Source organism: Vibrio sp. J2-4 (assembly GCF_021728155.1).
GTDB classification, from domain to species: Bacteria; Pseudomonadota; Gammaproteobacteria; order Enterobacterales; family Vibrionaceae; genus Vibrio; species Vibrio diabolicus.
The window spans coordinates 137699-152425 of the sequence record NZ_JAKKCN010000006.1; the positions used below are offsets into that span (position 1 = coordinate 137699).

Sequence of the window (14727 nt, forward strand, 5' to 3'; positions counted from 1 at the left end):
AGAAATAATAAAGGCGATACTCAGTATCGCCTTTACGTTATTCGGTTGGCATCAAAGCTTACATGCGTTCAGCAAGATACGCTTCGTAATCCGGTACTTCAATATCCACTTCTTGCTCAAGAAGAGGGGAGTTAAACAAGAACTTAGCGGTGGCTCGGTTCGTTGCCACAGGAATATTCCAAACGCTAGCAATACGAAGAAGCGCTTTAACGTCTGGGTCGTGAGGTACGGCGTTTAGCGGATCCCAGAAGAAAACGAGAACGTCGATCTTACCTTCTGAAATGAGCGCGCCAAGTTGTTGGTCACCGCCCATTGGGCCACTGATCATGCTCTTAATCGCCAGTCCAGTTTCTTTGCTCAACATGTGCCCGGTTGTGCCTGTCGCGTAAAGAAAGTGACTCTGCAGTTTTTCTTTGTTTTCTTTTACCCAGCGAAGTAGCTCAGGTTTGCAGTTGTCATGGGCAACCAAAGCCACATGTTTGTGGGTTGGCATGGTACGAATGGTTTTTTGCATCAAGATGTTTCCGTTTGTATGATTTTAAAATTGTTGTTATTCAATAGAACACGTTTTTTGTCTTTCAATCAACAGCCTTAACACGGAATGTCGGCCTATATTCTGACGGAGATAACGATTCTTCGATCGTATCGTCATGAAGTGTCTTCGGAGTCAGTGGTTTGATCGTTGGTGAGGCATGTTTGTCATACTCTTTTCCCCTTAAGTAATGCGCTGCTTGCATGACGGAAAGCCTGCCTTGCTGCACCATTTTATCTGTTGGCGCGAAGAGTACTTTGTTACGCAATAGGCCTCGGTAAACACCGTGGCTTAAGTACACAGAAACCAAGCCGATCTCCTCAGCTTTGCCTGCGCTACGCAGTTCACTGATAGCGGCTTCAATCGCAACCGCGCTGCCAACGATATAATCTATATTTCCCATATCAATCACACGCTGAACCAGGTTACGCTGTAACTCTTTGTCGTTGTCTGCCCAAAACGAGTCAACGATGTTGATATCACTTCCTTGGATCGCTTCATAAAATCCGGCAGTCACGGGCTTCGTGCCTCCACGAGTACGCGGCCCCAAAAGTAAGGCAATGTTTGTTTTTCCTGATCCCTTTGGATGGCGAGCAGCCAGATATTTTCCTGCTTCGTATCCCATCCAGTGCCAGTCAACACCGACCGTACCTTTTAACAGCTCACTTTGCTCTTCATCCAGATCGAGTTGGTTCACAGTAGCAAAGACAGGAATGTTTCCGACCCAATTCTTAAGCGAATGTTCATAGGCTTGTGGGTCCACGGTCCCAAGGACAATCGCATCTGCTCCCCATTGGCTGCACAGTGCGAGTTGTTGCTCTTGACGCGTTTTGTTTGGGTAGCCACCCGCTTCAAGGACTCTCAGCTCGACGCCTTCTTTTTTCGCTTCGGACACCATTCCATAGTTTACTGATAACCAGTATGAATCCTTTAGGTGAGGGTAAATGGCACATACTTTTTCTACTGCAACCACTGGTAAAGAAGCGACAAGGGCTAATGTGACTGCAGAATGTTTGAAAATTGTGCGAAATGCGTGTTGATTTTTAACCATGAAATGAAGTTCGTTGGCATAGATTAAGTAAACACTGCAAAATATAACGTAATATGTCGCTGAACACGAACATTAAGGTCATGAAAATATGTTGCTAGCAACCGCAAGCATCGGTCGTAAACTCTTATTGTCTTTCATTGCGATGGCAATGCTGGTTATGTTATCGGCACTTATTGGTGTGTCTGGATTTTCTTTAGTTGCCAAGACGGAAAGAAATGTCGTGGATTCTGCAATTCCCGCCATGATTGAAGCGAGGCAAGTCTCTGAGTTGAGTACTCGCATCATTTCGTCTGTACAACTGTTATCGAACGCAAGAAACGAGCAGGAAAGAAAAGAGTCTGGGCGTGTGCTTTTCGAACAGCTCGAATCATTGCTTACTCATATCAAAGAGCTGGGGAGTGAGTCGTTTGATTCTCAATTGCTAGAAGATCTCGAGAGTAACGTCCAGAACGTTATCGACAACTTGGCAGAACTTGGTGTTTCGGTTGAAAGAAAGCTGTGGCTGGCAAAAGAGATTGATACTCGTGTCGAAGAGATGCGCTTACTGAGTGAAGAGTTGGAACAGCTAACTCGCACGCAAGTTCAGAACACGAGCACCATTGCCGTTGCTAACGTCACACACATCTATGACTTATTAGAATCGAATAAAAAATCGCAAGTTTATCAGGCACTAGATGCGCTGGTGGAAGTGGATCTAGATCTGACAGAGCGATTGCATGAGCTGCACTTATTGGCTTTTAAAATGCTGAATCAAATTGAAGAAGCTCGCACATTAACCAATATTGAGCGAATCCAGCAGGTGCAAAGTGATTTTGAAGGTAATCTCAAAATCATGAAGCGCCGTGTGCTTGCCGTGGAAGATCCCACTCGCTCTAAACAAATGAGCCAACTATTAACGGAGCTCGGTAAGCGTCAAGTCGTGTTCACTATTTTGATGCAGCAGTATGAGAATAATGAACAATCTCAACAACTGATGCAAAAGACACTGGAATTGTTTTCGGAGCTGAATGGCACCGTAAACAAATTGGTTGATGATTCAAACAAAACGACAACCGTTGCTGTGGATGAATTGACGAGCACGCTGAAATTCGCTCAGTGGTCTCTAACGGTGATTTCAATTGTTGGTTTGATTGTGTTGGTGCTGATTTTATGGCGTGTTGTATACCTTTCTGTGGTTAAGCGATTGGCAGAGTACTCTGCCGCGCTGCTTTCTGTGGCGCAGGGTAACTTAGCCGTCGAGCTGGAGGTAAAAGGCAAAGATGAGCTAGCGCATATGGGGCAAGCTATCATCACGGCTCGAAATACAGCTCAAGCGCTAAAAGTGGTCGCAGAGGGAGAAGCTCAAGCCAAGCGAGAGCTCGAAGAGCACAAAGAGCATTTGGAAGAGCTCGTTGAGCAACGCACTTCGCAGTTAAAACAAGCGAACCGCCGTTTGAATGAAGAGGTTTTGAATCACGCGAAAGCTCGTAAGCAAGCAGAGCAAGCGAGTCGAGCTAAATCAGCATTCTTGGCGACCATGAGCCATGAGATCAGAACGCCGATGAATGGAGTGCTCGGAACGGCACGTTTGTTGATTGATTCAGGCCTCAACCCTATTCAAAAGCGTTATGCGGAAATCATCAACCGCAGTGGTAAAACGTTGCTCGCGATTCTGAATGATGTGCTGGACTACTCCAAGATTGAAGCAGGGCATTTAGAGATTCGCCACATGGGCTTCGATTTACACCAAATGGTTGAAGACACTTTCCAGTTAATGAACAGCCGAGCTCAAGAGAAGAAGCTGTTGTTTTCCTATCATATTGAAAGTGATGTAAGTCGCTATTGGAAAGGGGATGTCACCAGAATCAGTCAAGTGCTTAACAACCTTGTCGGAAACGCGATTAAATTTACTGACGAAGGTGAAATTGATATCTACGTTAGCCTCAACCCAGAGGATGAGTCGCAAGTCCTATTCGAAGTATCAGATACCGGGATAGGTATTGCCAAAAAAGATCAGAGAACGTTGTTTGATGCCTTCACGCAAGCCGAAGGTGGGATGAGTCAAACTGGAGGAACGGGGCTTGGCCTTGCCATCAGTAAACGAATCATTGAAGCGATGGGCGGTATTTTAGAAGTCGATTCTGAAGAAGGACATGGCAGTCGATTCTGGTTCTCCATTCCATTAGAGGAAAGTGAACCTGTTGAAACCGGTGCAGTGGCAACCGCGCGCTGCAAAGTGAAAGCGAAAGTCTTGTTGGTAGAAGACAATGAAGTAAACCGAGTGGTTGCGGAAGGCTTTTTAGAAAGCATGGGCCACCAGGTCGTGATGGCAGAAAACGGCTCACAAGCAGAGCAACTGATCAGCACGCAGGATTTTGATATCGCTTTAGTCGACATCAACTTGCCAGACTGTGATGGAACCGAGTTAATCCAACGTTTGAAACAAATTGAATGTAACAAACCAGCCAATAAAGCCCTTGCTGCTACGCCTATGATTGCAGTGTCTGCGCACGTTTTTGCCGAAGAAGTTGAGCGCTATTTAGCTGCAGGTTTTGACGGGTATTTACCTAAACCATTGGCAAAAGAAGCCCTAGCGGCATTGATACAGGATGCGCTGGATGGAAAACCGTTGTTGTTGCCACAAAATGCCGACTGTACCCCGTTTGATCAAACTTCACCTCAAGAACAAGCGATACAATCAAAGGTTGTTCAAGTCCCTAAAGCAGAGGAATCAGATGTGGTCATCATTAACCCGAGCGTGATTGAGTCCGATATGAAAATCTTGGGCAGAGAGAAGATGTTGCACATCATTAATCTGTTTAGAACGACCAGTGCCGATGTACTAAGCAAGCTGCAAGCGTCTGCTGGTGGTAATGACAGTAAAGAAGTGAAGAACCTTGCTCACAAACTAAAAGGCAGCGCAGGGAGTTTAGGGCTTACGGCATTAATGAACTCTTGCCAAGAAATTGAAGCTGCGCCTCAACCTTTAGATACCTACATGGAGACTAAAGATCAATTGGTGTCTCAAGTGTCTGAATCAATTCAAGCTCTTGATGAGTTGATGGCGAAGTAAATCAATTGCATCCCAAAAACAAAAACCTCCGGCAAGCCGGAGGTTTTTTCTATTCGGTCATGTCATCTTCCCACTCGAATCGAGTGTCTAGGGCATAAGGGTCGTCATCAAAAGGATGCTCCACTTTGCCACGCAAGTATTCGAGTTGATGCTCAAGCATGTTGACCGTTTCGTAGTCTCCCTCAGAACAAGCAACGTAAATCTGTTGTTCAAGAGCGGCAATGTTATCTCGGATACCCATGAGAACCCCCTTAAATCATCATCGATTCTCAAAACGATTATAGTCAAGTAATCCAAATTCGATCGGTTGTTTTGTACGGTACCAATTGTGCAGACGATCGCTAAACGGCCAGAATTTTTCTGAGCTTCTGCGAATCGCAAAATTATCCAATAACTTAACGTAATCGGATTCATTTTGGATGGCACTAAATTGATCGACAAATTCTTTTACTTGATTTTCGTTGATCGAGAAAAATGCCGCTGGGTAGCTTCCCACAACGCCACGTACGATGGTCATATCATCGTTAGCAAAGTCGCGGTTGCTTTCTTCATCAAACAAGCTAGAAATATTCGTGTGTGCATTATTGTGAAGTAGGGTGAATAACTCATCTTTTCCAGACTGGCTTCTCACCATAAGCATGGTGATTTGCGGAACGGTTTTCAGGCCTTCTCCACGAACTTGGCCAATACGTTGGAGCTGTTTTTCACTTTGAGCAGAAAGCTCAGTATCTTTAATCTCGTAGCGCGGAAGAAGAACATCTGAAACTCGTTCTCTAAGCAACTCGACTAACTCTGTTTTTGGATCGTCAGTTTTGTACTCGACGCTGGTTGGTTGGTTAAATGGCTTCACGTTGCGTTGTAAAAAGTCACTTAACTGTGGACTTTGATCTTTATACCAGCTTGATTGCAGTTCATGACGCATGTCGGTTGGCAGCAACGAGATAAAGTTACTTTCGCCTTCCAGACGCAAGAAGTCCATGAACATTCGTGTCATGAGTTGATGGCCGAAGTTGCCGTACACATCAAACCCAGCAACGAGCAAATAGTGGATGCGTTCTAGTAACGCGTAGTCAAGAATCCATACCGTTTTCGGCTGCTCGCCAACTAACCCTTGTACGACTGACGCGCTGTCAAAGTGGCGGAAAATCGTTAATGCCGCATTGTGGTTGGTGCCATTACCGTCCCAAATTACGTCGGTGGATAGGTTTTCGCCTTCCTTAAACCAGTTATTGGTAAATTCAGACTTGGCTTCTAGGTAGCGAGCTTGCTGACGCGCGTATTTAACCCAGTTGGTAACAGGCAGCGTGTTGCTTTCCTGCTCTGCTGGCAGTCTTAGGTTATCAGCCTGAGATCGGTAAAACTCATTTACTTCCGGGATATCTGCTTTATCTGGATCTAGAAAGAATATCCAAAAGCGATCATTGATAACATTCAGTGCAAGTTGGCCACGACAAACAGGCCCTTTAATGTAAGCCATGATCGTGTTTTGCGCATTGTCCAACATAAACTTGAAGCGTGATTTAACCGGAAGATCGATAAATGATGTCATCGGGTTTGCAGCAACTTCAGGTTCATAACTCGGTAGTTGATTAACCGTGTAATCAGCATCGATAAACCATGTGTTCCAGTTTTCAATACGTTGCTTGTTTAACGCGAACGGCATGTGCGTTTTATCTACAATCGTCCCTTGTTCTGGAATAATTCGATAAAACACGCGCTCAACCCCGGGATCATCGTACGGGCGACGTGTTGAAATACGTTTTACTGGTTGCCCCGGTGGAGTAGAAGAACGAACTAATGTAAAGAATCGAGGATCTTCAGTGAGCTCTGAAAAGTAGAGGTGAGACAAAAACAAATGCTCGTAAATATAGCGAGCCATCAGTTGATTTTTTAGATCAGCGCGATTGAGCAAAGTTTCATACTTGTCGATTTGAGCTTGCTCTTGTTCACTAATTGGTTGGTGAACGTTCATTATCGCGCCGTTTTCCAGCCAAGTCATCAGTGTGTGGTATTCACTGTTTGATAGGTTTGGCATACCAAAAGGCATTCCCCAGGTTGGGTTATCTTTTTCGTACTGTTCGTACTCTTCAATTGTTGGACAGGTTTGTTCTCGGTCTATCGAAAAATCAAAACCTTCTAACTGGACTTGATCAGGCAGCGGGTGGCGTTCTTTTTGTTGTAGCAAACGTGCAATGAGGCCTGCATCAATGTTGGCCGCCATGCTCTGATCACGTTCGTTAAGTACCGGATGAAAACCCGCATCGCGCCACTCTTGGGTTGTTTCTGCATCTTCGAATAAGCGTGTTGGCGCGGCGGCAGTAAGTCTTGTTCCTTCATATACCAGTGCTTTGCTCGCGCCACGGTCAATACCCTCAACTGAAGAAAGCTTAAGCTGACATGGTGCATCGTAGCACGCATGACAGACGACACAGCGGTTATCCATAATGGGTTTGACTTCGCTTTGGAAGAAGTTTGCTTGAGGTGTAGCTACGTCCGCCGTACGTTCACGAACGAGCTGTGGACCAAACAGTTGGTCATAGTTAAGGCCCGCATAGGTTGCACAGCCAGCAAACAATGTAGCAATGCAAAGTATAAAAATTAAGCGCAAATTCGTTGAGTTATTTTACGTGATTAGAATTTGCATTAATTAAAGCAAAATAAGCGGTCAATTACCAAAAGTTGGAGCAATTCGCCGCGATTTCTTTACTTTTTCGCATGCTTAAATACATAACCTTGTCGATGAACGGTCTGAATTCGATCCGCGTTAATCCCTTCGCTAACCAGTCGTTTTCTTATTCTACTAATGTGCATATCGAGTGCGCGGTCATGCTCTGAGAACGTGCGCTTCAGTACCGTTTCATAAAGGAAAGGTTTGCTAAGTACTTGATCTTGATAATGAGTCAGAGTACGGAGCAGCTCGAATTGAACGCTTGTAAGCTGAACTAACTTTTTGTCTGGCGGACGATTTATCATCACAGTATGGCTGTGCTTGTCCAGTACGAGCTCATATTCATTATTGAGACCGTTATCGGAAGCTGCCGTCTTAGGAGCAGACGAAAGGGTAGACTCAAACATATTGGCATTTTAATTATTAATGATAGTAAAAACTATTATCATTAATGTTGGCGTGAAATCAATGCTGTACTTTATTTGTAATGCAATATGTCGGAGTCATATCAAAATTCTGATATGGAAGAAATAACTCTACGAGGGAACGAGCACCAATTTAAATCGCCAAATCAATAAGTACTACCACAATTTCTAAAGTAAATAATCAGCTATTTTGGGGACTAGAGCAGCTGTTAATGTCTCTAAAGTTCTTATTTCTAAGATTCGCTTATCCACTATTTCTAGACTATACATTCTGTTGCAGGAAGCTCTTTTCTAATACACACAGAGGTTTATATGACAGCGAAATATGGCGTAAAACGTCGATTAGCGATTCTTGCCGCCGCCTTAATTGGCGCGACAAGTAGCAGTATCGCGGCAGAGAAACCTAACATTCTCGTCATTTGGGGTGATGATATTGGCCAGTCCAATCTCAGTGCTTACACCTTCGGCTTGATGGGATACAAAACACCAAACATAGACAGCATCGCGAAAGAGGGCATGATGTTCACGGATTATTACGGTGAACAATCTTGTACTGCGGGCCGTTCTACTTTTATCACCGGCCAGACCGTCCTTAGAACGGGTTTAAGTAAAGTAGGGCTTCCTGGCGCAGATCTTGGCTTGAAGGAAGAAGATGCCACCATTGCCGAAATGTTGAAGCCGATGGGCTATATGACGGGTCAATTTGGTAAAAATCATTTAGGCGACAAAGACGAACACCTGCCTACTAACCACGGCTTCGATGAATTTTTTGGCAACCTTTATCACTTGAACGCCGAGGAAGAACCAGAAAACGTCGATTACCCTAAAGATCCAGAGTTTCGTAAAAAGTTTGGTCCACGAGGCGTTATTCGCTCGTACGCTGACGGCAAAATCGAGGACACCGGGCCTCTGACTCGCAAGCGTATGGAAACCGTGGATGAAGAGACGTTGGATGCGGCGCTCGATTTTATGGATCGTGCCGTCAAAGCTGAAAAACCTTTCTTCGTCTGGTGGAACGCAACGCGTATGCATTTCCGCACCCACGTGAAAGAAGAGAATTCGGGAAAAACAGGCATCAGTGAGTATGCAGATGGCATGGTCGAGCATGATAATCATGTCGGCCAACTACTGAAAAAAGTGGACGATTTGGGCATAAAAGACAACACGATAGTCTTTTATTCAACCGATAATGGTCCACACATGAACTCGTGGCCAGATGCAGGTACAACGCCATTCCGTGGAGAGAAAAATACTAACTGGGAAGGTGCGTATCGAGTCCCTGCGATGGTACGTTGGCCGGGTAAAATTAAAGCTGGCTCTGTCTCGAATGATATCATGCACCATATGGACTGGATGCCAACTTTCGTTGCTGCCGCGGGTGATGACAGTATCAAAGAGAAATTACTCAAAGGCTATAGTGCGAATGGTAAGAAATTCAAAGTGCATCTCGATGGTTACAACTTCCTGCCATATTTAACTGGCAAAGAAGAGAAAGCACCGCGTGAAGAGATTTTTTACTTCTCGGATGATGGAGACTTAACCGCACTTCGTTATAACAAGTGGAAACTGGTTTTCATGGAGCAACGAGCAAAAGGTACGCTGCGCATTTGGGCGGAACCATTCACCACACTTCGAGTTCCTAAGATCTTCAATTTACGTATGGACCCTTACGAAGTGGCAGATATCACTTCCAACACCTACTATGATTGGATGCTAGACCGTGCTTATATGCTGGTTCCTGCCCAAGCTTACGTAGGACGATTCCTCGAAACGTTTAAAGAGTTTCCACCAAGGCAAAAAGCGGCAAGCTTCTCGCTCGATCAAGTGATGGAGAAATTAAAAGAGAACCCAAATAAGTAGGCTAGTGCTACGTAAGCAATACCATGCAACCATATAGAAAAGAGGCTCATATGAGCCTCTTTTTTCCGTCTAATAAAAGCTTTCAGAGCAACGAATGGCAAAGAAAATGCGAATTAACAAGGCCTACAAGGAAACTGGCTCATAGTGCGCAGCCGTTAAGTTCGCTTTAATTTTTTCACGTAGCGCAATATGAGCAGGGTTGTTCATCTCTCGCTTGTGGTAAACAAACTTGTAAGGGATAGCGCATATAGAAATAGGGCACTGCAGAACTTGAAGCTTAAGTGCTTTACTCCATTTGTTTGCAAAAGATTGAGACACTAAGCCTAAACAATCGCGTTGCGCGACGTACAACGCCATACCAGCAAGCGAAGATGTGATCAAATCGATTTTTCTCTCTTGAATAGTTTCTTGGGATAGCTGTTCAAAACCGCTCATGTTGTTCCATTTCCCTGAAAACAAACAGTGAGTTTCCTCATAAAACTGTTCTTTTGAGAGCGAGCCTTGCACGCGGGGATGATTCTCACGACAGATAACCACCGCCTCTTCTTCGTAGGCATCTTCAATAATAAACGCTGCATCTTTTGTGATAACAGTATCAATTACAAGATCGACTTTTTGTTGCCTTAGAAGCTCAAATAATAAGAACTTTTCGGGTGGCGATTCATAAAAAATAGTGTTCTTTATCGGGTCCATAATGTGCAATAAAATTTCGGAACAACACACTTCAAAATGATTCTTATCGGATATCGCATTATCAATGATATTAACCGCTTGCTGGAATTGTGGAAGCAGTTGATAGGCGGTGGATGTTAGTGCGATTCCTCGCCCTTTTTTGACAAATAATTGCTTATCGACCACTTGTTCTAAACGCTTTATTGCAGCGCTCACAGCGGGTTGTGTCAGCCCCAATTGTTCCGCGGCTTTTGTATAAGATTGGAACTCCGCGACAACAAGAAAAGTTTGGATCAAATTCAAGTCCATAACGTTACTCATAAATTTAATTTATAGGTTAACTAATTCTGACTGCATTTATCGCCTGAAATTAGTGCTTTATCTTATATCAACAATGGTATTGAAAAGCGAATACCATTTTTACGCACTAGCGAACTCTTGGAGATAATATGAAAAATGCGACCAAAACGAGCAGTAAAAAACTCGTACTTAACGCATGTACGTTAGCATTAGGCGCTGCATCTGCAGTTGCACACGCAGCGGACAAACCCAACATTCTTGTCATCTTTGGTGATGATGTTGGTTACTGGAACCTTAGTACCTACAACCAAGGCATGATGGCGTACAACACGCCGAACATCGATAGCATTGCTAAAGAAGGTGCGAAGTTCACTAACTTCTACGCACAGCAAAGTTCGACAGCAGGCCGTTCTGCATTCATTACTGGTCAAATGCCAAAACGTACTGGTCTATCAAAAGTGGGCTTACCAGGCGCTCCGCAAGGTATCTCGGAAAAAGATCCAACGATTGCAACCGTGCTTAAGCAAATGGGTTATGCAACCGGACAATTTGGTAAGAACCATTTAGGCGACCGAGACGAACACCTTCCTACCAACCACGGTTTTGATGAGTTTTTCGGCAACCTATATCACTTGAACGCGGAAGAAGAGCCAGAGAACGTGGATTATCCTAAAGATCCAGAGTTCAAGAAGAAATTTGGCCCTCGTGGCGTAATCCACTCTTACGCTGACGGCAAAATTGAAGATACCGGTCCACTTACGCGTAAGCGTATGGAAAATGTTGACGGTGAATTCCTTGATGCCGCGGAAACCTTCATAGAAAAACAAGTAAAAGCGGATAAGCCGTTCTTTACTTGGTTTAACACCACTCGCATGCACAACTTCACGCATGTTCCTGAAGAATACCAAGGTAAAACAGGCGCTGGTTTCTACGCGGATGGTGTTAAGCAGCACGATGATCAAATTGGTCAACTACTTAACAAGATCAAAGAGTTGGGTGTGGATGACAATACAATCATTGTTTACACCACTGACAACGGCCCTATGGTTGATTTGTGGCCTGATGCAGGGATGACACCATTCCGCTCTGAGAAAAACACTGGCTGGGAAGGCAGTTTCCGTGTGCCGATGTTGATTAAATGGCCTGGAAACATCGAAGCAGGTAAAACGTTCAACGGCATGATGTCATTAGAGGATTTCTTCCCGACATTGGTTGCTGCAGCGGGTGACACCAAAGTTAAAGATGAATTACTAAAAGGTAAGAAAGTTGGTGATATGGACTATAAAGTTCACCTAGATGGTTACAACCAACTGCCATATCTAACGGGTAAGTCAGACAAATCTGCTCGTAACGAATTCGTTTACTGGAGCGATGACGGCGATCTTGTGGCATTACGTCAAGGAAAGTACAAGTTCCACTTTATGATTCAAGAGAATGAAACGGGCATGGATGTATGGCGTAAGCCTTTCACTAAACTTCGTGTTCCATTGATCTTCGACTTGAGTATCGATCCATTCGAACGTGGTGACCAAGGTATGGGTTACTCTCGTTGGATGTACGAGCGTTCATTCCTAATGATGCCAGCGGTAGAGAAAGTGAAAGAGGTAATGGGTACGTTTAAAGAGTTCCCACCTCGCATGGAAGCAGGTTCATTCGTACCTAAGTCTTCTAAGTAATAAAGAACATCGATAATCCATAGCGCTCTTCGGAGCGCTATATACCCAAATAGCTTCCCGTTTACTGCACTACGCTTGCGAGGTTATTTGGGTATATTAAATAGTGAGAAACGTATGAGTAAGATTTCCCCTCGCCATTCTACTACTATGCCTATTGTGCCTCTTAAAACGGCGTCTAAAGCAACGGTTCCGGGTGCGTACGACCGTCGATTCCATGTGATGGCAAAGCCAGGCGGAGCAAAATGCAATATCGATTGTCAGTACTGCTTTTATCTGCATAAAGAAAATCTATTGCACCAAGAAAAGCAGCCAAAAATGGACGATGCAACACTGGAAGCGTTCGTGAAAAGCTACATCGAAAGTCAGGATGGCGAAGAAATTGTTTTCTCATGGCAGGGCGGTGAGCCAACGCTACTTGGGTTGGACTATTTCCGCAATGTTGTAGCTCTGCAAAAGAAACATCAGCCGAAAGGCGTTCGCATTGAAAACGACCTTCAGACCAACGGCATTTTGCTAAACGATGAGTGGTGTGCGTTTTTAAAAGAGCACAACTTCCTAGTTGGCTTGTCGATTGATGGGCCACGAGAGCTGCACGACAAATATCGCAAAACCCGCAGCGGTAAGCCGACGTTTGATCTGGTGATGAAAGCGGTAGATAAGCTCCAAGCACATGGCGTGAAATTCAACGCGTTGGTGACGGTGAATCGACACAATGCGAAATACCCGCTCGAAGTGTATCGATTTTTAACCCAAGAATTGGGTGTGACATACATTCAGTTTGCACCGGTGGTTGAAGCGAACGACTTCCAAACAACCGCACCGCAGTTTTGGAACGAACAGATGATCCCAACCAAAGGCAGTGAGCTGGCGAAACCGGGTCATCCAATGTCTGTAGTGACGGATTGGTCGGTCGATCCTGAAGACTGGGGACGCTTTTTAATGACCACCTTTGAAGAGTGGGTGAATAACGATCTTGGCCGTGTACTGGTTAACCTGTTTGAAACCGCGGTAGCGCAAGTAATGGGGAAACCGTCTCAGCTTTGCGTGACAGCTGAGTTTTGTGGCAAAGGCTTGGCGATTGAGCACAATGGCGACGTGTTCAGTTGCGACCACTATGTATACCCAGAATACAAACTCGCCAACATTCATGAACACTCATTGAATGACATGGCATTCTCTACACGACAATACACCTTTGGCATGGCAAAACGCGAATCTTTGCCGACGTATTGTAAGCAGTGTCCCTACTTGCCTTATTGCTGGGGCGAGTGTCCGAAAAACCGTCTGATCAAAACGCCGAATGGCGAGGCTGGACTAAACTATCTGTGTTCGGGAATCAAAATGTTCTTTGATTACGCGTTACCGATGTTGGTTGGTCTTGCACAGCTTCTCCAATCTGAAGAACCGCAAAGATAACATAGTGAATATAACCTTAAGTTATTTCATTTGTTCTTATACTTAACTATTGAAAAGATGGCTTAAACCACTGAAAAGGTACCCTATGAACCACGCACAACAAGCGATAAAAGAACTCATCGAACAAACAGAAAAAAGCGTCATTGGACAAAGCCACGTGGTTCGAGCTTTAGTCATCGGGTTATTAACGAACGGGCACATTCTTCTAGAAGGTTTGCCGGGAACGGCAAAAACACGTTCTGTAAAATCGTTGGCCAACTTGTTAAACACCAGTTTTGGTCGAATCCAGTTTACGCCGGACCTTTTGCCATCGGACGTGACGGGAACCGAGGTTTATCAAGAGTTGGATGGCAAGCCGCAACTCCATTTTCAGCCAGGGCCAATTTTTAACAGCATAGTGCTTGCCGATGAGGTCAACCGTGCGCCAGCCAAAGTACAAGCAGCATTGCTTGAAGCCATGGCCGAAGGCACAATCACGGTAGGTGATAAAACTCACGTATTGCCAGACTTGTTTATGGTGCTTGCAACGCAAAACCCAGTAGAACAAGAGGGCACGTATCCGCTGCCAGAAGCACAAATGGACCGTTTTATCATGAAGGTTACCGTCGATTACCCAGAAGATGAAGCCGAACGTGACATCATTCGTTTGGTGCGCAGTGAAGAATTAGGTGCGGAAACCAGCAGCGAAATTATTACGCCAAAACACATCGAACCTGACGTGGTGCTAGAAGCGCGCCGTCAGTTACCAAACATCGTGGTATCAGACCTAGTGGAAAACTACATTGTCGCGTTAGTGATGGCGACTCGTAAGCCAGAGCGTTATGCCGATTCAAACTTAGCAAAATGGATTGAGATTGGCTCTAGTCCCCGTGCTTCCATCGCACTAGACAAATGCGCTCGTGCGTATGCGTGGATGCAAGGACGTGACCATGTCACTCCTGACGATGTGCGAGCCATGGTTCCGTCTGTACTGGGCCACCGTTTTTCTTTGACCTACGATGCACTAGCAGACGGAGTCGATCACCAACGCGTCGTGCAAGAGCTGCTAGATTGTGTAGAAATTGGATAAGCGGGA

Annotated in this window: 11 protein-coding genes; 5 read left to right on the forward strand and 6 right to left on the reverse strand. The window is 44.9% G+C overall.

The annotated features are described in order from the left end of the window. Window positions 1-58: 58 nt before the first annotated feature. The gene (locus L3V32_RS19930) at window positions 59-514 is read right to left on the reverse strand and encodes a methylglyoxal synthase (RefSeq protein WP_005376571.1); all 456 of its coding nucleotides are present in this window, start codon (window positions 512-514) and stop codon (window positions 59-61) included. 64 nt (window positions 515-578) lie between these two features. Continuing rightward, complete coding sequence (gene torT / locus L3V32_RS19935) at window positions 579-1628, reverse strand: TMAO reductase system periplasmic protein TorT (RefSeq protein WP_301615455.1); 1050 nt, start codon at window positions 1626-1628, stop codon at window positions 579-581. Between the two features lie 43 nt (window positions 1629-1671). Here torT and torS point away from each other — a divergent pair, with 43 nt between their 5' ends. Continuing rightward, window positions 1672-4635 carry a TMAO reductase system sensor histidine kinase/response regulator TorS gene (torS, locus tag L3V32_RS19940; protein ID WP_237285019.1) on the forward strand — a complete coding sequence of 988 codons (2964 nt, stop codon included), beginning with the start codon at window positions 1672-1674 and terminating at the stop codon, window positions 4633-4635. A 49-nt stretch (window positions 4636-4684) separates the two neighbouring features. Here torS and L3V32_RS19945 read toward each other — a convergent pair whose 3' ends face one another. The 3 genes from L3V32_RS19945 to L3V32_RS19955 all read right to left on the reverse strand — a co-directional run bounded on the left by L3V32_RS19945 (window position 4685) and on the right by L3V32_RS19955 (window position 7710). Then, window positions 4685-4876, reverse strand: coding sequence for a hypothetical protein (locus tag L3V32_RS19945; RefSeq protein ID WP_005376565.1), 192 nt, complete (start codon window positions 4874-4876; stop codon window positions 4685-4687). Between the two features lie 18 nt (window positions 4877-4894). Then, complete coding sequence (locus L3V32_RS19950) at window positions 4895-7210, reverse strand: fatty acid cis/trans isomerase (RefSeq protein ID WP_124007921.1); 2316 nt, start codon at window positions 7208-7210, stop codon at window positions 4895-4897. Between the two features lie 128 nt (window positions 7211-7338). Then, on the reverse strand, window positions 7339-7710 hold the full coding sequence (locus tag L3V32_RS19955; RefSeq protein ID WP_227483998.1) for a winged helix-turn-helix domain-containing protein: 372 nt from the start codon (window positions 7708-7710) through the stop codon (window positions 7339-7341). A gap of 330 nt (window positions 7711-8040) precedes the next feature. Between L3V32_RS19955 and L3V32_RS19960 the strand changes: the two genes are divergently transcribed. Further along, window positions 8041-9588 (forward strand): arylsulfatase, encoded by a 1548-nt coding sequence (locus L3V32_RS19960; RefSeq protein ID WP_046875994.1) that lies wholly within the window; start codon window positions 8041-8043, stop codon window positions 9586-9588. Window positions 9589-9711: 123 nt separating this feature from the next. On the opposite strand, the gene L3V32_RS19965 is transcribed toward L3V32_RS19960, so the two are convergent. Further along, a complete protein-coding gene (locus L3V32_RS19965) occupies window positions 9712-10569 on the reverse strand; it encodes a LysR family transcriptional regulator (RefSeq protein WP_237285020.1) in 858 nt (285 codons plus the stop codon). A 140-nt stretch (window positions 10570-10709) separates the two neighbouring features. On the opposite strand from L3V32_RS19965, the gene L3V32_RS19970 reads away from it, so the two are divergent. The 3 genes from L3V32_RS19970 to L3V32_RS19980 all read left to right on the forward strand — a co-directional run bounded on the left by L3V32_RS19970 (window position 10710) and on the right by L3V32_RS19980 (window position 14721). Further along, window positions 10710-12236 carry an arylsulfatase gene (locus L3V32_RS19970; RefSeq protein ID WP_006742790.1) on the forward strand — a complete coding sequence of 509 codons (1527 nt, stop codon included), beginning with the start codon at window positions 10710-10712 and terminating at the stop codon, window positions 12234-12236. Between the two features lie 114 nt (window positions 12237-12350). Beyond that, a complete protein-coding gene (locus tag L3V32_RS19975; protein WP_237285021.1) occupies window positions 12351-13652 on the forward strand; it encodes an anaerobic sulfatase maturase in 1302 nt (433 codons plus the stop codon). Between the two features lie 85 nt (window positions 13653-13737). Further along, the gene (locus tag L3V32_RS19980; protein ID WP_005396657.1) at window positions 13738-14721 is read left to right on the forward strand and encodes a MoxR family ATPase; all 984 of its coding nucleotides are present in this window, start codon (window positions 13738-13740) and stop codon (window positions 14719-14721) included. Window positions 14722-14727: the final 6 nt, after the last annotated feature.

Excerpts from the sequence above, each read along its gene's own strand:
- L3V32_RS19980 (WP_005396657.1), top strand. The coding sequence starts at position 13,738 with ATGAACCACGCACAACAAGCGATAAAAGAACTCATCGAACAAACAGAA.
- L3V32_RS19960 (WP_046875994.1), top strand. The coding sequence starts at position 8,041 with ATGACAGCGAAATATGGCGTAAAACGTCGATTAGCGATTCTTGCCGCC.
- L3V32_RS19955 (WP_227483998.1), bottom strand. The coding sequence starts at position 7,710 with ATGTTTGAGTCTACCCTTTCGTCTGCTCCTAAGACGGCAGCTTCCGAT.
- L3V32_RS19965 (WP_237285020.1), bottom strand. The coding sequence starts at position 10,569 with ATGGACTTGAATTTGATCCAAACTTTTCTTGTTGTCGCGGAGTTCCAA.
- L3V32_RS19970 (WP_006742790.1), top strand. The coding sequence starts at position 10,710 with ATGAAAAATGCGACCAAAACGAGCAGTAAAAAACTCGTACTTAACGCA.
- L3V32_RS19975 (WP_237285021.1), top strand. The coding sequence starts at position 12,351 with ATGAGTAAGATTTCCCCTCGCCATTCTACTACTATGCCTATTGTGCCT.
- torS (WP_237285019.1), top strand. The coding sequence starts at position 1,672 with ATGTTGCTAGCAACCGCAAGCATCGGTCGTAAACTCTTATTGTCTTTC.
- L3V32_RS19930 (WP_005376571.1), bottom strand. The coding sequence starts at position 514 with ATGCAAAAAACCATTCGTACCATGCCAACCCACAAACATGTGGCTTTG.
- L3V32_RS19945 (WP_005376565.1), bottom strand. The coding sequence starts at position 4,876 with ATGGGTATCCGAGATAACATTGCCGCTCTTGAACAACAGATTTACGTT.